15 protein-coding genes are annotated in these 22,649 nt (G+C 36.8%); 11 read left to right on the forward strand and 4 right to left on the reverse strand.

The window, feature by feature from the left end; all coding sequences use genetic code 11:
* Window positions 1-11: 11 nt before the first annotated feature.
* The 10 genes from H4J56_RS08920 (at window position 12) to H4J56_RS08965 (ending at window position 12,415) form a co-directional block, all read left to right on the forward strand.
* Window positions 12-1,334 carry a CpaF family protein gene (locus H4J56_RS08920; protein WP_182216391.1) on the forward strand — a complete coding sequence of 441 codons (1,323 nt, stop codon included), beginning with the start codon at window positions 12-14 and terminating at the stop codon, window positions 1,332-1,334.
* A 2-nt stretch (window positions 1,335-1,336) separates the two neighbouring features.
* Window positions 1,337-2,206 (forward strand): type II secretion system F family protein, encoded by an 870-nt coding sequence (locus H4J56_RS08925; protein WP_259364964.1) that lies wholly within the window; start codon window positions 1,337-1,339, stop codon window positions 2,204-2,206.
* Window positions 2,203-3,018 (forward strand): type II secretion system F family protein, encoded by an 816-nt coding sequence (locus H4J56_RS08930; RefSeq protein ID WP_182216394.1) that lies wholly within the window; start codon window positions 2,203-2,205, stop codon window positions 3,016-3,018. The genes H4J56_RS08925 and H4J56_RS08930 overlap by 4 nt, the downstream gene beginning before the upstream one ends.
* Window positions 3,019-3,066: 48 nt before the next feature.
* Window positions 3,067-4,134, forward strand: a complete 1,068-nt coding sequence (locus tag H4J56_RS08935) for a hypothetical protein (protein WP_182216396.1) — start codon at window positions 3,067-3,069, stop codon at window positions 4,132-4,134.
* A gap of 264 nt (window positions 4,135-4,398) precedes the next feature.
* On the forward strand, window positions 4,399-5,220 hold the full coding sequence (locus H4J56_RS08940; protein WP_259364963.1) for an EAL domain-containing protein: 822 nt from the start codon (window positions 4,399-4,401) through the stop codon (window positions 5,218-5,220).
* Window positions 5,221-5,349: 129 nt separating this feature from the next.
* Entirely contained in the window at window positions 5,350-5,685 is a 336-nt protein-coding gene (locus tag H4J56_RS08945) for an Hpt domain-containing protein (RefSeq protein WP_182216398.1), read from the forward strand.
* A gap of 12 nt (window positions 5,686-5,697) precedes the next feature.
* On the forward strand, window positions 5,698-7,104 hold the full coding sequence (locus tag H4J56_RS08950; RefSeq protein WP_182216399.1) for a sigma-54 dependent transcriptional regulator: 1,407 nt from the start codon (window positions 5,698-5,700) through the stop codon (window positions 7,102-7,104).
* Window positions 7,105-7,562: 458 nt separating this feature from the next.
* Complete coding sequence (locus tag H4J56_RS08955) at window positions 7,563-8,405, forward strand: phosphate/phosphite/phosphonate ABC transporter substrate-binding protein (protein ID WP_182259205.1); 843 nt, start codon at window positions 7,563-7,565, stop codon at window positions 8,403-8,405.
* A 30-nt stretch (window positions 8,406-8,435) separates the two neighbouring features.
* Entirely contained in the window at window positions 8,436-11,039 is a 2,604-nt protein-coding gene (locus H4J56_RS08960; protein WP_182259206.1) for a response regulator, read from the forward strand.
* 62 nt (window positions 11,040-11,101) lie between these two features.
* On the forward strand, window positions 11,102-12,415 hold the full coding sequence (locus H4J56_RS08965; RefSeq protein ID WP_182245035.1) for an OprO/OprP family phosphate-selective porin: 1,314 nt from the start codon (window positions 11,102-11,104) through the stop codon (window positions 12,413-12,415).
* A gap of 673 nt (window positions 12,416-13,088) precedes the next feature.
* Here the strand turns inward: H4J56_RS08965 and H4J56_RS08970 are convergent.
* The 4 genes from H4J56_RS08970 to H4J56_RS08985 all read right to left on the reverse strand — a co-directional run bounded on the left by H4J56_RS08970 (window position 13,089) and on the right by H4J56_RS08985 (window position 18,991).
* Window positions 13,089-14,063, reverse strand: a complete 975-nt coding sequence (locus H4J56_RS08970; protein WP_182259207.1) for a transposase — start codon at window positions 14,061-14,063, stop codon at window positions 13,089-13,091.
* A 263-nt stretch (window positions 14,064-14,326) separates the two neighbouring features.
* Window positions 14,327-16,885, reverse strand: coding sequence for a TonB-dependent siderophore receptor (locus H4J56_RS08975; RefSeq protein WP_259366385.1), 2,559 nt, complete (start codon window positions 16,883-16,885; stop codon window positions 14,327-14,329).
* A gap of 453 nt (window positions 16,886-17,338) precedes the next feature.
* Entirely contained in the window at window positions 17,339-18,400 is a 1,062-nt protein-coding gene (locus H4J56_RS08980; protein WP_182245097.1) for a FecR family protein, read from the reverse strand.
* Between the two features lie 30 nt (window positions 18,401-18,430).
* Entirely contained in the window at window positions 18,431-18,991 is a 561-nt protein-coding gene (locus tag H4J56_RS08985) for an RNA polymerase sigma factor (RefSeq protein ID WP_182216409.1), read from the reverse strand.
* Between the two features lie 667 nt (window positions 18,992-19,658).
* On the opposite strand from H4J56_RS08985, the gene H4J56_RS08990 reads away from it, so the two are divergent.
* Window positions 19,659-22,562 (forward strand): UvrD-helicase domain-containing protein, encoded by a 2,904-nt coding sequence (locus H4J56_RS08990; protein ID WP_182259208.1) that lies wholly within the window; start codon window positions 19,659-19,661, stop codon window positions 22,560-22,562.
* The last annotated feature ends 87 nt before the right edge of the window (window positions 22,563-22,649 follow it).

The raw sequence follows: 22,649 nt of genomic DNA on the forward strand, positions 1-22,649 counted from the left end.
GGTAACACATCATGAATAACTCAAATAAAATTTTAGGATTTACTGCGCTAGACAAAGAGAATATAGAATCAGAGCGCTTTCGTGAGTTACGTCGTTTTTTACATAATCGCCTAATTGACGGTATGGAAGAGCAGAACATACATCTGTTAAAAGATACTTCGCAGGTTGAACGTCGCCTTGAACGATTGATTGAAGAAATACGTCCAAGATTAAATCCAGGTTTAAGCGTATATGAGAGACAAGCATTAACCCTGCAAATTATGCAAGAGTTAACGGGCTTGGGTCCAATTTCTGACTTAATGAAAGAACCTGGTGTTACCGATATTTTAATAAACGGTCCAGATGAAATTTGGGTTGATAGAAACGGACGATTAACAAAAACTAAGTTACGTTTTGATAACGAAAGTCATTTACGTCGCTTTTTGGACAGAGTGTTAAGTACTCAAGGTAGGCAGCTAGATGCACGTCAACCTATGGTAGATTCTCGCTTGCCTGATGGTAGTCGATTACATGCAGTGATCCCACCGCTTTGTGAGTCGGGACCAATCGTTTCAATTAGACGTTTTCATACCGAGGATTTGACTACTCAGCAACTAATTAATAGGGGGTTTCTAAGTAAAGCCATGATGGACTTCTTAGAACTTGCCGTATCAACAGGTATCAATATAGTAATAGCGGGTAGCGCAGGAGCAGGAAAAACCACTTTATTGAACGCTATATCAGGTTTTATCCCTACAACAGAGCGTATCGTAACCGTTGAAGAAACGGCTGAGCTTCAGCTAAAGCATCCCCACGTTATCTCACTCGAGTCTAGACATGTTAATAGCGAAGGCAGTGGTGCAATTAATCTTAGTGATTTAGTTAGAAATGCACTTCGCATGAGGGCTGACCGTATAGTGGTTGGTGAAGTCAGGGGGGTTGAAGTTTTGGATATGTTGCAAGCGATGAATGTTGGTCATGACGGTAGCTTAACTACCTTACATGCTAATAGCCCACATGATGTAATCAGCCGCATGGAAACACTTGCGTTAATGGGTGGAGGCTTTTCAAAAGAAGCTATTCAGCAGATGATTCGTTCTTCTCTACAATTAATTATTCAAGTTATGCGCTTCCAAGATGGCAGCCGCAGAGTCGTAAGCATTTGCGAGTTAGTTCATGGTGAAGATAAAGATGAAATTCGAGAGTTGTTTAGTTTTAAGCACGCAGCAAACAGTGAACCAGACCATATACATGGTAAGCATGTTGCAACAGGTAATAGTACTGAACTAGCGGCTAAGGTAGCAGTAAAAGGCTATAAAAGTGAACAATTCAATCGATTATTAAAGGTGGACTAGTGATGATAAATATAGAGTTTATCGGTTTATCCCTAAGTTTATTGGTAATGCTAATTATTGTATTGCATTGGTTTCGTGAATCTAAAAGGGGCAACGCCAATTTTTCATATGCTGTTAAGAGCAAACCTGATTCGTCATTGTATAATCATTTGCAAACGCTTAATTTGAATCTACCTCCAGCACTTGTTATTGCGGGTATAGCAATCGTTGCCTTCGCTATTTTTATGTTACTGCTTGAGATATTCCCCAAGCATATTCCTTTGGCGGCTATTGCGGGAATGGCGGTAACGGTGTTTTGCTTTAATAGCATCAGTGATATGGCGAAAATGAAAATAAAACGAGTAGAGAAAGGTTTAGCTGAAGCTATGGATATGATGAAAGCGGCTTTAACGAGTGGCCAGTCGCCTCACCAGGCTATTGCTTTAGCTGCACAGTCAGGTCAAGGAACTGTTAAGCATCAACTAACAGAAATGTTAGGACGCTTGGATATGGGCTGTTCGCCAGAACAGGCTATTAATCATCTAACAACCAAATACAACTGTATTGCAACTCGACTATTTGCACAAGTTATTATTGCACGCTATCAATCAGGAAGTGATCTCACTTTTATGCTTGATTCTGTTAACCGCATTGTTCGAGATCGACAACGTCACCAGTTACAAATTGACACTCACTTATCCGGTACTCGTTATGCTGCAATATTATGTGGTGGTTTACCCTATATATTGATTCCAATTTTACTATGGCAACAACCTGACTGGTTCGACACCTTATTAAAGCATCCATCTGGACCAACATACTTGGGCGGGGCGCTATTTTTACAATTTACTGGTTATTTATGGTTACGTCGTATATCGAGGATAGAGCAATGAATATATTCAACTGGCTGGATTTACTTTTTTTACTAATGTTAATTATTTTTCTCTACTTTTTAAAACAAAGTCTTACCAAAGAGAATAAATTGATTGATGATCCCTTTAATAAGTCCAAAAAAGCTTATTTAATTTATCCAAATAAATTGATCCGCCAATGTGGTATTTCAGTGGCTGGTTTCTGGTTATGGTACTGGTCAGTAAAGTGGTGCACTGCTGTAGTACTAGTAATAATTGCTATTGAGTTGTCATTTAATTTATGGATTATTATCAGTACGGGTATTGTGTCCTTTTTATTGATGGACATGTATCTACTTATAAACCGGAGTAATCGTCGACGTAGAATTAATCTGTCATTAGTCTTTTTTATCAATTTACTGATTGTTTTTTTGAAGTCAGGTTTATCGTTAAGCCAGGCATTTCGAAAAGCTGCTCAATTTGGCTTGCAAAAAGACAACCCTTTGGCAGCAGAGCTTGAGTTAATTGCTTACGAGCTAGATGCTGGCCGTGATCGCACTGCAGCCTTTGATAATTTGTCTGTCAGGACTGGTGTAGAGGCGTTAAATAAATTATCGGTAATAATTAAGGCTGGGATTGAAGTAGGTAGCCCCGTTGGTGACGGATTACAATCATTAGCTGACTTTCTGAGGTTACAACAGGACCAACAACTAACAAGTAGAATTAACCGCAAAGCCCTCGAATCTACTTTGCCGATGGCAATGGTCTGCTTCCCGATGTTTTTTGTGCTAGTATTTTTTCCTGCTGGACAGCAGATCAGCGAAATAATGAAATTGTTGGGTGATATCCTATAATTATAAGATATGCTGTTTTAGCGGTGCTAAATAATAAAAGGAAGTAAAATGATTGAAGTTAGATTGCCAAAAATAATGAAGGAAAATTCTCGATTAAAAAAACAAGCAGGTTTTGTTTTAACCATTGAGCTGATCCTGATTATTACTATTTTAGTCATAGGAAGCTTTGTTGGCATAGCTGCTGTTCGCAATGCATTATTTGAACAAAAGATTAAGCAACAAGACCGAACCGTGTTGGTGGCAGATAGTAATAGTCAGGTGTTAGGCGAAGTGATAAATTTTGATGAACATGATGCACCACAATTGTTTTTTATTGACCGTACCTCTACAGACAGCACAACAAATTACCGAGCACTAATAGGTGTTCGTGATGACCGTTTCACCAGTAGAGAGCCAATTTATTACACTGAACTAAACTGCCAAGGCCCTCCTTGCATCAAGCCAACCAGTGCTGAGACTTTAGATAATACAGGCATTAGCCGTTTACCTAATACGGGTTCAGTGAGCTACTTTCAAGCATTGCAGGGCGCTCCTAATTACGCCATTGGTCGCTCACCTAATGGGCTGCCAGGATTTTTATATAAAGAAACCTTTGAAGCTTGCCCGATGCTAGAAATTATTGGGGGAATTGGTTCTCCTATTGGATCACGTTATATTTCACAAAAAGTGTTAACCGGTGAGCCATGCGAATCACCATTCATCTTACCTACTTCGCTGGGGCAACCGGCATTAACTTGCCAAGCATCTGAGGTTGATATTTCAATTAATAACGTAACAGATAATCTTCTTGAAAAAAAAATCAAATTGGGTATTTGTGATGCAGGCTGTGGCACTAATACACAATTGCAATGTAGTTGTCCATCTGGATATTATTCTGTTGCTGATGGCTCTGTCGATGGCCAGTGCTGCCCGACGGGTACAAATTATGACGACCCTTCATTTTGTAGCGGCTTGAGCCTGAAAAAAGCAGAATCTGTCATTAATATAAATGATCCTACTCAAAATGCGTTAGAGCAATTTACACCCCCTTTCCAGGTTAACTTACCAGTCTTAGGCGGTAGAGTTGATGGCGACCAATGGTACAACACTGCGCCAAAGGGTGAAGGCAATAACTGATAAAGGTTGTTAAGAAAAAGCAGGGAAGGATGTATAACTACATTCTTCCCTTTTTTTTACAAATGGCAATTTGGTAATCAGTCTTAGTAATTTGATTTGCATTTTGCAACTATCAGTATTTAATAAATGTAAATACTAGTGGTTATGTTTTATTAGGTTTTATTTTTCAGTGGCTTATGTGTTTTTTTTGGTTTGGGGTTTACGTTGGTCTACGAATTGCTTTGTTAGTACTATCGACTCAAAGTAAATTAGGAATGAAATAATATGAATATGTCACTTTCACCAATAGATACACTTGAAACAACAATTGTTCACACGCCATCAAAGTTAGATGACTTGACTTGCATTATTGAAGACGCATTACAAAATCAGCACTTCTCTATGGTTTATCAACCACTTTTTTGTATGCAAAATAGTAAATTAACAGGTTTTGAAGCTTTGGTTAGATGTCACTCTCCTCAGTTCGGGTTTATTTCTCCTGATAAGTTTATTCCACATGCCGAGAAAAATGGTCAGATTATTGAACTGGGAAGTTGGATATTTAAACAAGTACTGTTGGATCTTAAACGTTATCTTCAATATGGTTTAAAAGATATTACCGTTTCAATTAATGTATCTGCTGTTCAGATAGCAAATACTGATATTTTTGAGCAAATTATGACCTTAGTGGATAAACTAGAAATACCTACACGTTGTATTAAATTGGAGTTGACTGAAACTGCACTGATCCAAAATCCCAAAGTTATCGCTAAGGTTTTTGACGCCTTTCAAAAAGAAGGGATCGAAATATGGGTAGATGACTTTGGAACTGGTTTTGCTTCTTTAAGTTTACTAAGAGAATTCAAAGTTAATGGTTTGAAAATAGATAAAAGCTTCGTTGATGGTATCGCGACATGTAACGAAGATTTTACTCTATGTAGTGCAATCGTAGCAATGGCACAACGACTAGGCATGCATATTGTGGCTGAAGGTATTGAAGATGAAGTGCAACTGCAAATACTTAACCAATTAGGTTGTGATACTGCGCAAGGCTACTTACTAGGACGTCCAGCATCATTTGAAGATAATTTACGCCGTTGGAGTTAAAACAATATTCATAGGTAGTTTAGATGATGAATATTAAGATTTGTCTAATTTGCAATTTGCAACGCATTTTGTAATAGTGTTTAAATAGTGAGCAGATTTTTAATCAGTGAGTAGAGTATGAGCTGTTTAATGGATGAAAAGGTCATTCAACAAATGATCGAAGATTTAGATGAACTAACTTGTCATAAATTGATTGGTTTGTTTATAGACGAGATGACCATGTCTTTAGTCGATTTAGAAAATGCATTTATCTCGATGGATTTGAAGAAAATTGAAGAAGTGACACATAAACTTAAAAACTCGGCAGCACTTTATGGGGCTATGACTGTAGCAACAATGGCCAGTGAAATAAATGATAGGTTATGCTCAACCTCAAGGCTCTTTAGGGATACAGATAACCAGCTATTAGATTTGATCAAACAAACTCTGAAACTGTATAACAACAAATATGGCAAAGAATTTTAGTAAGGGAATAATATGTCTAAAAATTCACAAAAAACCTTGGTTTATATTGTAGAAGACAGTGTATCAAGTGGAGCCCTTTACAGTTCTCAACTTGAAAGTATAGGTTATGAAACTAGGCATTTTGTAGATGGTTATTCTGCCTTAGCCGCGATTAAAGAAAAAATGCCCAGTGTTATTATTCAAGATGTTTGCTTACCAGATATTAGCGGTTTAGATGTACTGCAATTTGTCAAGCGTCAGAAGTCACCTGCACGGGTTATTATTATCACTTCTAATAGTTCTATTGAAGTAGCTGTTGATGCTATGCGCTTGGGCGGTTTTGACTTTATAGAGAAGCCGTTTACTAGAGAAAGAATGGTGACTTCGGTTTATGATGCAATAAAGCAGATTAATCTGGAAACAGAACCCCCTGCAGTTGAAGATGAAGTTTCAGATCAACCAGATACGAGTTTTCTTGGTGAATCATTAGCGATGAAAACTGTTTTTCGCTTGCTAGATAGTGCTGCTCGTAGCAAGGCAAGCGTATTTGTCACCGGTGAAAGTGGAACAGGTAAAGAGGTTTGTGCTCAGTACTTACATAACACCAGTGCTCGGAAAAATGGTCCCGTGATTGCAATTAACTGTGCGGCGATACCAAAAGATTTATTTGAATCAGAGTTTTTTGGTCATATGAAAGGCTCTTTTAGTGGCGCTCTGGCCGATAGAAAAGGAGCTGTAGAGGTCGCTAATGGTGGAACGCTATTTCTAGACGAAATTTGTGAAATGGATTTAAATTTACAATCTAAGTTACTTCGATTTTTGCAAACAGGTACATTTAGTCGTGTTGGTAGTAGTGACGTAATACAAAGTGATGTTAGGGTTGTTTGTGCAACTAATCGTAATCCAGCAGCCGAAGTTGGCGAAGGTCGCTTTAGAGAAGATTTATATTATAGATTAAATGTTATTCCAGTTCAGTTACCTGCTTTAAGGGATAGAGGTCCAGATATTTTATTGTTGGCTAACGCTATTTTATTGGATAAAAATGAAGCTAATGATAAAGGATTTCAACAGTTTTCATCAGATGTTCAGACATTATTTATGAAGTATGACTGGCCGGGTAATATTCGAGAATTGCAAAATGTGATTGAGAATATGGTCGTAATCAATACTGGTACTGAGATTACAATTGACATGTTACCAGAGAGTTTCAGACAAACTAACCTTCAAGTTACAACTACACCAAGTGTAATTAAATCAGAAACCAAGGCAAGTACTTCTGTTGGCCCTACCAGTATTCAAGAGATTGTTCCCATGTGGATAGTTGAAAAAAACACTATAGAAAAGGCAATCGAAGTTTGTGATGGTAACATCCCGCTGGCCGCCGCACACCTAGGCGTAAGTGCGTCAACAATTTATAGAAAAATGAAAAACTGGGACTAGTTGCCCAGCTTTGTTAACCTGCTAATTTTGGGACTTTACTAAGTAATAAAAACTGGTAAGTTGTAGTCCTATATATGATTGTACTATGGGTAATATTTGAGTTTAATCGAGCCATGGATAACTTAACAAATAGCCGTTGAGTAGTGAAACTCTTAAATCTAAAATATAATTTTTAGTGAAGTCATATTCAGTTAGTTCAAGATACTTGTAATATATTTATATAATCTTTAAATAAAATGTATCAATTAATTTATATATTCTTAAATGCAAAGCAATTTGACTTGCATATTGCGAATCAAATTGCATGTTCAATAATTCCCATCAAATTACACTGAGTGAATAAGTATAAAAAATATTATTTATCAATAATTTAAGTTTTTTTTTGATATTGTTAAATGCTGGAGTATTTCTTGCTTTTGTTAAGTGCATGAACAAATTTAAAAAGCATAGGTGAATAGATGAAGATATTAATTCAATTTTTAGCAATAATTTATATTACATGTTTTATTGGCTTTGCTAGTGCGGATACAGCTGAGGTTGTTGAAGCTAAGCCTCTAGTATTTGGGATAGTTCCGCAGCAATCAGCAGCTAAGTTAGCTCGTAACTGGATTCCGTTACTTAAACTGATCAGTAAGAACACAGGTATTGAACTCAAATTTGCGACAGCTCCCGATATTCCAACGTTTGAAAAGCGATTAATTGCAGGTGACTATGATATTGCGTATATGAACCCATACCACTACGCTGTATTAAGTAAGGAAGAAGGCTTTAAAGCACTTGTACATGAACTAGGGAAAAAAATTAAAGGCATTTTAGTTGCTAATAAAAATAGTGAAATTAACAAGATCGAAGACTTATCGATGCAAACAATTGCTTTTCCAGCGCCAGCATCTTTTGCCGCCACATTGATCCCCAAGGCAAACTTAGCACAGAAAAACATTAACTTTCAAAGTAAATACGTTAATTCACACGATGCTGTATATCGCAATGTTGCCATGGGCCGTTTGGTAGCAGGCGGCGGAATAATACGCACGTTTAATGCATTACCAGAGCGCTTTCGAAAGCAATTAAAAATCATCTGGACATCAGACGGTTATACACCACACGCAATTGCTACTCATCCGCGGGTTACTGAAGATACTCGACAAAAACTACTTCGTGGTTTTTTAGATATTAAAAATTCTGATGCTAGTGTGAAATTACTAGTGCCACTAAGAATGAAAGGTTTTACACAAGCAAACGATCAAGAGTGGAATGATGTTCGTAGTTTAGATATTAATCTTCTACTTGGTAAAAATTAAAAAGCTTACTTTTTGGCTCAGGGAATTTCTATGTCATTTCGAGTTAAAACAATATTATTCATAGGCATTACAGAAACTCTATTTTTGTTATTGTTACTTTGGCAATCTCTAGCATATCTTGAGCAATCAGGTGAAGAGGCTTTATATAAAAGAGCCAGTGAGACCTCTCATTTATTTAGCTTACTCGCTAAAAATGCAGTGATCTCATCAGATATTGCTGCATTGGACGAAATTACACAGCAAATAGCTGTGCTCGGAGGTGTTCAATATATTCGTGTATTAGACAGTGACGGTATTCTTGCACAATCTGGAGATACAAGTAGTTTAGAGGATGGCTTTTTCGAAGATACTCTAATTTACCAGGTAGATGACCGTATATTTGATACGCAGGTTTTAGTAATGGAGTCAGGAACTGAATTTGCCAAAGTACAAGTAGGTTTACCCGTTGACCCCTTATTGTTATTTGTAAGTGAAGCGCGCTATCGTTTATTTGGTATTGCTTTAGCTGAATTGGTAATGGTTGGACTGATTTCGCTAATACTTGGTAGTTACTTAACCAAAGGTTTACTTGTTTTACAAAAAGTAGCACTTGCTGTAACAAAAGGTGATATGTCGTCCAGGGCGGATACAGAATCAAAAGATGAACTTGGTGTCACTGCAAAAGCGTTTAATGTGATGTTAGATAAGATTAATGATGATCAGAAGAAACTTAATGAAAACGCTATTAATCTCACCAAAGCAAAACAAACAGCAGAGAATGCATCCCAAGCTAAATCTAGATTTTTATCACAAATGAGCCATGAAATACGCTCACCAATGAATGCAGTGTTAGGTGCAGTTAATCTAATATCGGAAAAAATTAAAGAGCCCCCTGAGCATATTCGCTTGCTAAACACAGCGCAAAGTAGTGGCAGAGCACTATTAGAGGTTGTTAATGACATACTCGATTTTTCTAAAATTGAGGCAGGTCATATGTCACTAAAATATAGTGAAGTAGAACTCTTACCTTTACTTGAAGATGTATTGAATTGCGCCGAAGCTAAAATAGCTAATCGAGACTTAACGATATTGGGTGATGTTGCACCAGGGACTGTTGAGCGAGTTATTACTGATGCAACACGTTTACGTCAGATACTGACTATTTTAGTCGATAATGCCTGTAATTTTACTCCCCGTGGGATTGTTTTGGTGACTATCCAACGAATCCAAATAGCAGATGGTAAAGATACACTGCAGTTGAATGTAAAAGACTCTGGTATAGGGATTAGAGAAAAATATTTAAATAAAATATTCGAAGAATTTGAACAGGTTAATTCGACATTAGAGGCAAATTCCAGCGGCACTGGATTAGGCTTAAATATAGCCAAAGGGCTTATTACCTTAATGGGGGGATCAATTACTGTTAGTAGTAAATTAAATCAGGGCAGCGATTTTTGTTTTACGATGCCCGTAGAGTTTGTTGAAGATAAAACAATAGATAAACATCAATTTGAAGGCCCAATGGTACTTGTTTCGGATAATCAAAATTTACAGGAAGTTTTTGCTAATAAAATTAAACAAATAGGGGGCACTTTCTTCGGCTTTAGCAATGTAGATATGTTACGTGAGCAGGCAACGCCGCAATTATTAAGTAAAAAATCGGTGTGGCTAATAGAGGATGGAGCGACTGTTAACAACAGCAATAAGATTTGGTTAGACTCGCTTGGTATTAATGTTCACTGTATTTCTAGCTTAGGTGAAACTTTGTCAAGTTCATACCTAGGCTTTAATCGTATAAATAAACCACTACTCTTTAACGATATATGTTCTTTGAACGATAAAAACAATACATTTTCAGTGACGAAATCTCAATTAACTTATAGTGCTCATAATGATAAAAAAAATATTTTATTAGTTGATGATATGGAAGCTAATCGATTTATTGCGGGTGAAACATTAAAGAATCGTGGCTACCAAGTTGTTTTTGCATGTAATGGTTTTGATGCGCTCGATATTTTAGAAACACAAGTTTTTGATGTTATTCTAATGGATATTCGTATGCCAAAAATGAATGGAATAGTCACAGTAGAACATTTAAAAGCAAGCGGTGGTATTAATAAAGACACCCCAGTAATTGCGATGACAGCAAACGCAGAAAAATCTGAAATGGCGAGATGTAAAGCTGCAGGAATGGAAGGCTTTGTCGGTAAACCTTTCGATACACAAGTGCTAATCGAAAGTATTAATCATTGTATCTACAGCACCGAAACACAAGAAAAAAGCAAAGCTAATAGCCCTTTAAATGAAGATGAAGTGTTGTCAGAAAGCGTACTTAAAACTTTGGCAGAGGATTTGTCCGAAGTCGCAGTTTTAACTTTGGTAAACCTATTTATTATTGATATTGAAGAACGAGTGCAGATGATAGAAACCTCGTTAGAGAAGTCGGATATTGAAGCACTTGGGGATCATGCCCATGCCTTAAAAAGCTCTGCGGGTTCATTAGGGGCAACGGCCATGTATAATTTTTGTAAAAGATTAGAACAAGCCAGTTTAGAAAAAAAACTTATGGAAGCTGAAGTTATATGCAAAGAACTAAAATCTATTAGTGAGTTAACGCTCAAAAGATATATCGACTTTAGCGCTAAATATGTATAAGTCTTTCATTTTATCATTAGATAAAAATAGATTTTAATATTCAAACTGTATTTGGAGAAATCATGAAAAAAGCATTAGTGTTAAGTTTAAGTATGCTGCTAGCAACACCGGTTAGTGCGCAATCAGAGCTGGCAATGTTACTTGAGGTTTTAAAAAATAACGGCACCATAAGTACCGAACAATATCAGCGCTTAATGGCTGAACAACAAGATGAAAAACCAAAAAATCAAGCACTACCTCTGGTTAAAAAACGGGTTAAAAATCAGTCCGAAGTTTTAGTTAAAAATGGTTTAAAAGTGAGCAGTGCTGACAAGAAATTTTCAACACATTTTGGTGGGCGTGTAGAAGCACACGCAGCTTGGTATAGTAGTGATGATTTTGATTTAGCTGATGGTTCGGCTATTCGTCGAGCTCGACTATTTTTAAAGGGTACCCTATATAACGACTGGCAATATAAATTGGATTATGATTTTGTAGCTGGAGGCTCTAAAGGCATAAAAGATGCTTTCCTAGGATATAAAGTTAATAATTCAGTTCAATTAATTGCGGGTAACTATAAAGTGCCATTCTCGTTAGAGTTCCAGGCCAGTTCTCATGCAAATACATTTATCGAACGTTCACTGGCTTTTGCATTATCACCAGGTAGGCACTTGGGGGCAGGCGTAAATATTTTTAAGGATAATTGGTCTGTGCAAGCTGGCGTTTTTGGTAACAAAATACATCTAAGTAGTGAAGGTCAAGATGAAGAGACTCTCATTGCAGGACGATTTGTCTGGTTACCCATTAAGAAAGATGATTATTTTGTTCATATAGGTATCGCGGGTTTGTACTCTAATAATGGTGATAATGACACATTAAGACTTAAATCTAATCCGGAAAGTTATGTTGCTAATACTCAGTTAGTTGATACGGGGGGCATTAAAGAGGTTGAAGATTACTCGCAAGTAGGATTCGAACTCGCTTTTAACTACAATCGATTTAATGTTCAGAGTGAATATATACAAAGCTCAGTAAAGACAGGTCCAGAAATCTTAGACTTTAGTAGTTGGTATATTCAATCGAGTTTATTTTTAACCAATGACCGACGAGCGTACAAAAAAGGTAAGTTTGGTATCGTGAAACCGCAAAGTATTCTTGGCCAAGATGGTAGCGGAGCATGGGAACTTGCTATGCGTTACAGTGAAATAGACTTAAGTTACGGTAGTGTTATAGGTGGCGTTGAAAGAAATATGACGCTAGCATTAAATTTATATGCGACACCTGAAATACGCTTTACTGCAGAATACTTAAAAGTGTTGGAAGTTAGTAAAAATAATCCAACGACAGACCATGCAAGCGTGGATATTGGCCAAGTAAGAATGGAGTGGGTATTTTAAGTCGGATGAAAAATAAAATTGAATGTAGATTGGATCGCTCCAAGAGGCCAATAATCTGGACTTGTGTGACTTTAAGAGGTCGAACAGCTTATATATCTCAACTAATATATAAGCTGCATTCTCGCCGTGGATTAATAATAACTATTGAGAAGTAATGCTATTCAAAATTTCTCTATAAAAGTTTAATCCTTTATTCCTGCATCATAAATTTCATCATCAATAATGGTTTTAGGGATCTCCGAGACCTGCTCTCCAATATCGTTAACATTGATAGATGGATAGTCCACACATTCTTCTAACATTTAGAAAGCATCCTGAATGTTTTGAGACTTGGTTTCAAAAGAATTAATAAGACACTCATGTTAAATAGCTAAATATATGACAAATATATTTTAACATTTATGGAGTCCTCACCGATAAGTGAATTAATAAGACACTCATGTTAAAAAACTAAATAGATGACAAAAGAATTAATAAGACACTCATGTTAAATAGCTAAATATATGACAAATATATTTTAACATTTATGGAGTCCTCACCGATAAGTGATATTTTGACAATATATTCATGTATTAAAGAAAGATGTAGTCAATTTGCTCCCAAAATAACAATTTTTTGGCAAGGCTATTTCTCCAAAATCATGGATCCATAATTCACACCTGTTTTAATGTTTTCAAGCAAAGAGTTTATTGCAATGGCTTAAGTTATGTCTTCGCTTTAATTGCTGATGCTCGCAGTAATCACTCAGCACACCTTCGTGGCCGATAGCACCATGAAATTGTGTTCTAAATTCGGTGGTGATGATTAACCAGTTGTCCGCAGAGATATTCAATCGCTTGAGTATCTCTGGTTGTTTTTGTTCGATGAAACCCCGTTTATCTCCGCTAATACAGCGGCCAGTTAACGTAATTAATTGAAGATAGTCGGCGAGTTCAAAAGGTAGGCCCTTTGGCATATTTTTCCTGGGGTTACCAATAAAGGGAAGCAGGGTCTTGGGCTGCTGGCCCTTTTTTGCCTCTTTACAACGACGCTTTATGCTCGTGTGGGCTGAGCTCTCTGGTGTCTTTGCGATATTGGCTCGAATAGGGTTTAAATCAACATAGGCCATACAAGACGCTAACGCTGCTTCATCTAATAACGCTTGGGATTTAAAGCGTCCTTCCCAAAATCTACCGGTGCAGTTATCTTCTTGGTTAGCCGCTCTTGCAATACTTTCATTGATATACCCCATAAACCAACTGATTTTCATCAGGCGCTTTCGATAGACCTCTCCGGTTGCATTAACCTCATCAAGTAAGGGTTGAGCTAAGCGGTCACCGTTGCAATACTGTTTGGTCAGTAACGTGCCTTTGTGTATGCGGTGCCAACGCACAAGTACGTCAGTCATTGTCCACTGCTTCGCTTTTTCTTCATCAATAAATAACACCACATGATAGTGATTACTCATCACCGCATAGGCACAAACCTCAATCGCAAAGACTTGCGTTAGAAAATGGATTTTGTCTTCCACCCAACCTCGCCGGTGCTCAAAGCTTTGACCTGAAAAGGTATCTTCACCACATAAGAAAGCGCGTCGAACACAACGCGCCACACAATGATAATAAGGTGTGTCTACTAAACTGATTTGTTGCTTCCTTGGCGTGGCCATAACTCACCTAAGATAAAGTAGCTTGATTACTTTAGCTTAGTAGAAAGGTAAAATTTGTTCAATTTAGGATGAGTGTCCTGTTAATTTGATATTTAAAGAAACAGCGATTGGGGAGGTTATTTGTATTTGTTTTAAGTTGTTTCGTTTGTGTATTAAATAAATTAAAAAAAGCAAAGTGTGATCACTTTGCTTTTTTGATTGTAATAATTTACTTATAGCTAAATTATTTGAAACCAGTATATGTATATGGTTTAAGTATACAACTAGAAACGGTATTCAGCACCGGCGTAGAAATAGGCACCATTAAAACCAAAAGGTGCTGAACGGCGTGAATAAGTAAACACACCAGGACTACTGACAACAACATTACCATTGGCGTCAACAATAGTGCCAGAGCGAGAATTTCCTATTTCATTTTTATCAGGGTACACATCAAAAATGTTATTTCCACCAAAGTTAAATGAAAGCTCATCGTTAAATTGATAATTCACGCGTAAATCTGTTAATACTTCAGCGCCATACGTTTGTCTTTCACCATCAAGAACCGTGTATTCACCGTAACGATTAAAGGCTAAGTTAACTGTGAAATCGCCAATTTTATATAAGCCACTTAAACTTATGCGGTCTTGAGGTTGCCATTCTTCAATAATAGAAATCGCCTGCTCTGAAAAAACATCCTCAGGTGAAATTCCACCTAATGCACTACCTGCTGGAGTATAAGTATCGGTAACTTCTGTTTCTGAAAAGTTTGCGGCAAATGTTAAGTCTAATGTGCCAGACATTACTTCTGTATTCCATGTTGCTATAATATCAACACCTGTTGTTTTAGTGTCAGCACCATTTAAAAAGAATTGCCCTGCACCTGCTCCAGAAGAAGCTAATGCCGCATCAAGCGCTGACGATAAACCGTTACCTAATGAATTACTCAACACAATGCGGTCTTCAATTTTGATAGAATAAAAGTCAACAGTTAAATTAATATCATCAGTAACTCTTACAACAGAGCCAATACTAAAGTTGGTTGATACTTCTTCTTTTAGCTCAGGAATACCAATAGCTTGCGCTAGAATACTGTCATTTCGGAAAGTACCAATTTGTACTGCAATTTGGTCCCCACCATTAGGATTTGTCTGGAATTGAGTACTAATATTATCAGTATAAAGTTGTTGCATTGACGGAGCTCTAAAGCCAGTACTTGTGGCGCCACGCAACGATACATCATCAGTAATTGACCAATTAGCAGCAAGTTTGAAATTAGTGCTATCACCAAAGCCGTCGTAATCATCATAGCGAACCGCTGTGCTAATAATTAGGTTATCAGTGACTTCTGCTTCTGTGTCAATGTAAAAAGAAATTACATCTCGAGATTCATCAACAGATTGTAGTGGGGCTGTACCACCAAATCCTTGTGTTCCTGCACTGCGGTCTGTCTCATATATGCTATTACCGAGTTCATCGGTATCATAGTCTCGGTATGAATATTCATCACCTGCTTTTACTCTGAATTCATCCGTGCGAAACTCGGTACCCATAGCTAAAGAAAACCAATCAAAATTTTGAGTGTAATCCATATTAATTGTTTGTAAGGTGAGTTCTAAGCCGTAAGCAAACGCTTCGCGAGGAATTGAACTACGAATCTCATTAGCGGATAGTGCAGAGGTGTAGATGAGTGAATTAGCATAAGATGAATTTATTGTATCCCGAGTCGTGTAATCAATATTATTTTCACCATAGGTATATGATAAATCTAATGATGAATCATTACTAAATTCAGTTTTATAACCAAAGTTGTATGAAACATCTTTTATTTCAGTATTGATTTTAGGTAAAAATCCAGCAGGAATAGTTGCATCACCATCTTGAAGCTGTGCGTTACCTCCGCCGTTCGCATTATGGCGAAAGAAAGCTGCTGATTCGTTATCACGGCTTGAATAAGTCACAAAACCATACAAATGACCATCAGCTAAATCGTAGCCAGTATTTATCGTTAGCCCTATTTGCTCGGAGTCTGCGTCGCCAATACGAAATGTTTCACGAGTGGCGGTAGCTTCACGCGGATCGCCTAATAAAAAATCGCCATTATCAAGCTGGGTACAACCTGAAAATTGACATGAGCCATGTAAGCCTGCTCTGTCAGAGTAGCCTCTATCACGTATATTTAACGTGGTATTAAGGAAACCATTATCGCCAAGTGCAAAACCCTTAGAAATATCGATATTCGTAGTTTCACCATCGCCAGCTGAGTTCTCGCCATAAGAAACACCGACGCTTCCACCTTCACTCTGATCTTTAAGAATAATATTAATGACACCGGCAATTGCATCTGAACCATATTGCGCAGCGGCGCCATCACGTAATACTTCAATACGCTTAATAGATGCGGCAGGAATAGCATTCATATCTGTACCAGCAGTACCACGTCCAACTGAGGTGTTAATGTGAATTAAACTCGCTTGATGGCGGCGTTTGCCGTTGATTAACACTAATGTTTGATCAGGACCTAAACCACGCAAGGTAGCAGGGCGCAATGCATCAGTTCCATCACTAATCGATGAGCTTGAAAAGTTAAATGATGGGGCTATGGCTTGTAACATTCTACCGACTTCTGTTTGCCCAGTGTTAAGCAAAGCTTCAGCAGACAAAATGTCTACGGGAACAGGTAAGTCTTCTGCAGAACGACCAGCAACACGGCTTCCTATAACCGAAATTTTTTCTACTTCTTGCTCACTGACTTGAGCAGGCTCTTGGGCAAGTGCTGTTTGACTTGCTGCGCTTAGCATTAGTGGAACTAAAGCGGCTTTGAGCATTGTGCTTTTATTCATTGTTATATTACTCCTGAGATGTTTATGTAGTTTTATGCTCAGTTGACCAGCGTTATCTATAACAGCGGTTAAGTTGGTGTTTTTTAAAAGTTGTTGTAAACCGTCTTTAACCGAATATTTGCCCTTTAACTCATTTGCATAATGTTCTTTTGTTAAGTCATAGGAAAATAAAATCGTTTTATTTGCCTGTAATGCAAATGAAATGAGCGCTTTATCAGCACGCTGTTCCTTCACTGTAAAGTTGATCAAGCTTTCGGCAAATGCTCCAGACGTGAATATAAGACAGGTACATATAAAAAATGTAGCGCTTGTTAACGGCCGAAATACAGAAAGTTGAAAACGACAAAATAACTTTTGCCAACCTTGCAGTGTTAATAAACAGTTCAGAAGGAAAATTCCTCTATAATATTTTATAAAAAATATATTGAGTTAAAAGATAGGGAGTATTTAAAGTTATTTCGTAGTATTTAAGCTCAAATGAATTGAGTTTTCATTTACTTTTTCAAATTGAATATTGAAGTTACTACTTAACGATTTAAGGAGTCCATCAATATCATTCGCCTTAAAGTAACCGGCCACTTTTATGTTATTGAGTTCAACATCCTTAATTTCAAAGGTTGTGGTGGTATAACGACTGATTTCGGCTAATGCTTCATCGAGTGGTTTGCCATTAAAAACTAACATACCTTGTTGCCAAGCAAGTTCTCGTTGAATTTGCTCAAATGAAGTTTTTTTATTTGATGTTTGAATATTATTTTCGATGGTGGCAATTTCACCAGATGTTATCAATAAACCAGGTAATTTTTCTTTAGGTAAAGTAGATAACATCTTTGCTATTTTATTTAATGGTTGGTTCGACTTGGTCATTAATACTTGACCTTCGGTGACAACAAGCTCCATGTTTTCATTAGATTTTCTTTTTACATTAAAGATTGTGCCTAACGCGGTAAATGATTTTTCGCCAACTGTTACGGTAAAGGGTCTACTTTTATCTTTGGCAACATCAAAGTTTGCTTCGCCTTTAATCAATGTTAATAAGCGATTGTTTTTTGAATAACTGACTTCAACTAAACTATTGGTATTAAGTTTAATTCTGGAGCCATCGGACAGTGAAAACCGGGTTTGCTGTCCTATCTCTGTTTGCAACGTTCTTACTTCAACAAATCTTTTTTCGATATTGTCATCAATAAAAGGTGTGATGTTCACAAAGATGTTACCCGCAAATAACAGAATAAAGGCAATGCCTGCTGCAACGGCATATTTAGTGATAACATTATGCTTTTTTTGAATCGGCTTTTCTAATGTAAATAGTGCACTTAACTCATTGAGTACACTTAAATCATCCCAAAGTGCAGCTAAAGAAAATAAGGTTTTACGATGAAAATCACTTTGATTCACCCATAGTTGAAAATCGAGTTTATCCTTGTTGGAAAGACCCCGATCAATTTTGCTTACCCAAAGACTTGCTTGTGCTTTGATGTCGGCTTTACTGGTGAATGGTTTAACTGTTGTCATACAATATTCTTTTTTAATTTATATTTTATTTTATTTTATAATTGAACGTGCGTTATTTTTTAAGGTTGAAGCTTTTGGTGTACTATTTTGCTCAATCCTTTCCATATATTCAGCGCACTTTAATAAGCCCTTAGCGACATGTTTCTCAACCGTACTTTCACTAAGGTTTAAATAGTTAGCTATTTCCTTTTGGCTGAAACCGTAAACTTTTTTTAATATAAATGTTTTGCGGACTACGATAGATAATTGCTCTGTCGCTCGGCAAAATAATAAGAAACGTTCCTTACTCTCAAATTGTTCTTCAAATTTCAGTGAGGTTAATCCAGTCAAAGCGTCAGCAGAATCATCTAATGAATCACTGTATTTATTATCCCACTTATTTACGTGATTTAGCGCAAGATTTTTAGCTGTTTTAAGAATAAAACTACGAGCGTATTTTATTTCTTCTTTGAGATCGGCTTCATAAGTTCGAATAAACGTCTCTTGTATAATATCATCAATGTCATCAGGACTGGCGATTTTATTGATATAGCGCTTAATATTAGCCGTGTAATTAACAAACAGCGTAGTGAATTTATTATTCTGAGCCATTGTTGTTCTTGTTATTCTTATTTTATTGTGAAACCGAGTGTAGGGCGGGAAGCAAAGAATTACAATGACATTAAATAAGATTTAGTTTGTAGATTAAGTGATGACAAATTTGTAACTCTTGTTGAACACCTTGATCTATTTACAGAAAAAAACTGGGGAAAATTTGAATACCTTACATGAACGGCAGAGGTTGAGTACTATGATATTAAACATGTCTTACCTAGAAAGTTATGCCAATTAAGGTTTGAGCTTAAAGGAAAGTATGTCATTTTTTGTTTTTAATAATAAAAAAAACTTCAAGCTACTTCAGTTTATGATGAGTGTCTTGTTAATTATCTTCTTCATTTTAGAATAAGGTCTCGTTAATTATTTTTTGTTTTTGATAATAATAATAAACTTCAAGCTTCTTCAGTTTAGGATGAGTGTCTTGTTAATTGTTTTATCTACTATACGCAGGCCCTAGTAGATAAAATAATTATATGGTTAATGGAGAAGGATAAATAATAAACAGATCAGCGGTAGATTATTATTTTATAAAATTTAAACGCGAGTATTTGTTGAGCGTATATGAAATTTGGTCTGCTGAACACAGAATTACCTTTACACTAGTGGTAGAATTGCAGCTTAGGGTAAGTCGAATTTTTCTATATCTAGGTTTGTGCTGTAAATGAAATGTATATCTTCAAGTGTTTTTGGGCGCTTTATTGGTAAAACTACGAAAATTAATATTACTGAAATCGGCTTATCTATTGATGTTGAAAACACCTTAAGCCAAATTAAATGGCAAGAACTTATAAAACCGCCAATGTTTCATATCAGCTTTTTTGGGCACATAATGACATTGCAAACAGCAGATAAAAGTTATGCTTATAGTATGCTTGCCTTCAATGCTAAACGCGAACATAAGAGCCAGTGTGAGAAACTTTGGGCGTTAGCCAACATTAAGCCAGTTAATGCCTTATTAACGACCATCAAAAAAATTATCACCACTCGCTATTTACGTCAGTCAAATATTGATGTTATTCAGTCATTAGTCAATCAAGAACTCAAACGTTGGTTTCCTTGGATTAACACCAGCAAAACACAGCCGATGGTTGCTAAGCAGCTGCAGCAGTTGTCGAATTACCATAACTGGCAAGAGCAAACTATAGACGATTGTCGTGAACGTTATATCAAGCAACAGCTTCAAGCCCACCAAGCCTTTTTTGATCGTGTCGAGTCTAATCCTTTAACGTTATGTCAACGGCGCGCCTGTATTATCGACAATGATAATAACTTGTTGTTAGCTGGCGCAGGAACAGGTAAAACCAGTGTGATGGTTGGCCGAGCCGGTTATTTACTTAACAGCGAACAAGCGCAGCATAGTGACATTTTATTATTAGCTTATGGCCGAAAAGCGGCTGATGAAATGGATACAAGAATAAAAGAAAAATTATCGACTGATAAAATTAGTGCAACGACCTTTCATCGTTTAGGTCTTAATATTATTGCTCAAGTTGAGGGAAAAAAGCCTAGTTTATCGGTATTCGCCGAAGATGAAAAAGCAAAAGCTAAGTGGATCCAAAGGTGTTTTGAAACCTTGATTAATGAGCAAGCCCAATATCGTCAACTTATCATAGAGTATTTCAGTAAATACTATTACGTTGAACGTAATGATTCTGACTTTGAAAGCCTAGGTGAGTATTACCAATATTTAAACGATAATGATATTCGTAGTTTAAAAGGAGAGAAGGTTAAAAGTTTTGGTGAGCTTTATATTGCTAATTGGTTATTTAACCACGGAATAGAATACCAGTATGAAGCTAGCTACGTTCATGATGTAAAAACAATCGAGCGCAGACAATACCAACCAGACTTTTTTCTACCTGAACTTAATGTTTATATTGAATATTACGGGGTAGATGAGAACGGGAATACAGCGTCTTACATCAATAAAAGTGAATATCACACATCTATCCAGTGGAAACGAGACACCCATAAGAAATTTAACACTCATTGTCTTGAATTTACCTATACTCAGCATAAAAAAGGGCAGTTAATTAGCGCTTTAGAAGCATTTTTTAATGCTCATCAAGTTAAATTTGAATTACTCCCTGATGAAGTGATACTCGAAAATTTAAAAAAAAGTGGGCGGATAACAACACTTGCCCAAATGTTTTGTCAGCTAGTAGGACTTTATAAAGCCGCGTGTTTAGACCATTCGTTAGAAAATAATGTGATCATCAATTCTTCTGATCCAAAACAGACCACGAAAGCATTAACGTTACTTAAACCGATTTTAATCGCTTATGATGAACACTTAACATCTCGCGCTGAAATTGATTTTGAAGATATGATTAACAAAGCATTAGGGTATGTGCAAGAGGGGAAATTTAATTCGCCATGGCGTTACATCATGGTCGATGAATTTCAAGATATATCAGAGCCAAGAGCACGGTTAGTTAAAGCCTTACGTGACAATAATAAAGCCTGTTCAGTTTTTGCTGTTGGTGATGATTGGCAGGCGATATATCGCTTTAGTGGCGCTGACATTACCTTAACCACAGGGTTTGCTCATTACTTTGGCGTTACCACTCAATCAGCTTTAGACCAAACCTTTCGATTTAATAATCAAATAGGCAAGGTGGCAACAGATTTTATTAGCCAAAATCCAGCTCAAATTAAGAAAAAAATACAATCGTTAAAACAAGTTAAAGCACCTGCAGTTTCATTACTTAAACGAGAGAATGGCGCATTAAACTCTTCAAAAAAAGGTATTGTTGATGAAATGGCCAATGGTGCAATCGATGATGTTTTAGCGGCTATTTCAGCTAAAGCGTGTAAGCCGGTGAGTGTTTATTTATTAGCGCGTTTTTGGTTTCAATTACCAGACAAAGTCGATCTAAATCGATTAAATAATCAATATCCGCTATTAACTATTGAATCTCAATCTTTTCATGCTTCTAAAGGAAAGGAAGCCGATTATGTCATTATTCTTGGACTCAAAAAAGGTGCTCATGGTTTCCCTTCAGAAAAAGTAACGCCAGCATTACTCGACGCCTTACTCGCGAAAAAAGAAGCCTTTGCTTATGCCGAGGAACGACGATTATTTTATGTTGCCCTAACGAGGGCTAAAGATAGGGTTTATGTTATTGCCGATATGACTGAAGCAAGCTGTTTTGTTAAAGAGCTTGTTAGCGATCATAACATCGAACTTGATGAATTTGACAGCACAGCCAGTCAATCATTTATAGATGAGATCAACTGCTTGGTTTGTGAAACAGGCACCTTAAAGAAACGAACAGGGCGTTTTGGCGATTTTTATTCATGTTCACACTTTCCTCGCTGCGAGCATAAAGAGAAATCCTGTACTAGCTGCCAAAGTCCGATGACACGAAAACGTCATCCAGGTTTTAAGTTTTGTTTGAATGACGCCTGTAAAAGCGTCATACCGACGTGTGAAAAATGTCATGCTGAAATGGTGTTACGCTCAAGTAAAAGTGGTGAGTTTTGGGGATGTAGAAACTATAAAGGTAATGAACCAATGAGCTGTAAAAATAGCCTTGATACCGACAAAATAAAATGGCCATAATTGGTAAGTTAACTAACGCGAAATAGTTGTTAAATGGGATACAGATAAAGCCAATGAATTCTCTATTTAGTCAGCCATCATATTTTT

The sequence above is a fragment of the Colwellia sp. BRX8-4 genome (genome assembly GCF_014077345.1).
Lineage (GTDB): Bacteria > Pseudomonadota > Gammaproteobacteria > Enterobacterales > Alteromonadaceae > Colwellia_A.

Coding starts and splice junctions, on each gene's coding strand:
- H4J56_RS08985 (WP_182216409.1), bottom strand. CDS start 18,991: ATGGCTCAGAATAATAAATTCACTACGCTGTTTGTTAATTACACGGCT.
- H4J56_RS08920 (WP_182216391.1), top strand. CDS start 12: ATGAATAACTCAAATAAAATTTTAGGATTTACTGCGCTAGACAAAGAG.
- H4J56_RS08945 (WP_182216398.1), top strand. CDS start 5,350: ATGGATGAAAAGGTCATTCAACAAATGATCGAAGATTTAGATGAACTA.
- H4J56_RS08930 (WP_182216394.1), top strand. CDS start 2,203: ATGAATATATTCAACTGGCTGGATTTACTTTTTTTACTAATGTTAATT.
- H4J56_RS08940 (WP_259364963.1), top strand. CDS start 4,399: ATGAATATGTCACTTTCACCAATAGATACACTTGAAACAACAATTGTT.
- H4J56_RS08965 (WP_182245035.1), top strand. CDS start 11,102: ATGAAAAAAGCATTAGTGTTAAGTTTAAGTATGCTGCTAGCAACACCG.
- H4J56_RS08970 (WP_182259207.1), bottom strand. CDS start 14,063: ATGGCCACGCCAAGGAAGCAACAAATCAGTTTAGTAGACACACCTTAT.
- H4J56_RS08955 (WP_182259205.1), top strand. CDS start 7,563: ATGAAGATATTAATTCAATTTTTAGCAATAATTTATATTACATGTTTT.
- H4J56_RS08935 (WP_182216396.1), top strand. CDS start 3,067: ATGATTGAAGTTAGATTGCCAAAAATAATGAAGGAAAATTCTCGATTA.
- H4J56_RS08950 (WP_182216399.1), top strand. CDS start 5,698: ATGTCTAAAAATTCACAAAAAACCTTGGTTTATATTGTAGAAGACAGT.
- H4J56_RS08975 (WP_259366385.1), bottom strand. CDS start 16,885: ATGAATAAAAGCACAATGCTCAAAGCCGCTTTAGTTCCACTAATGCTA.
- H4J56_RS08960 (WP_182259206.1), top strand. CDS start 8,436: ATGTCATTTCGAGTTAAAACAATATTATTCATAGGCATTACAGAAACT.
- H4J56_RS08925 (WP_259364964.1), top strand. CDS start 1,337: ATGATAAATATAGAGTTTATCGGTTTATCCCTAAGTTTATTGGTAATG.
- H4J56_RS08990 (WP_182259208.1), top strand. CDS start 19,659: ATGAAATGTATATCTTCAAGTGTTTTTGGGCGCTTTATTGGTAAAACT.
- H4J56_RS08980 (WP_182245097.1), bottom strand. CDS start 18,400: ATGACAACAGTTAAACCATTCACCAGTAAAGCCGACATCAAAGCACAA.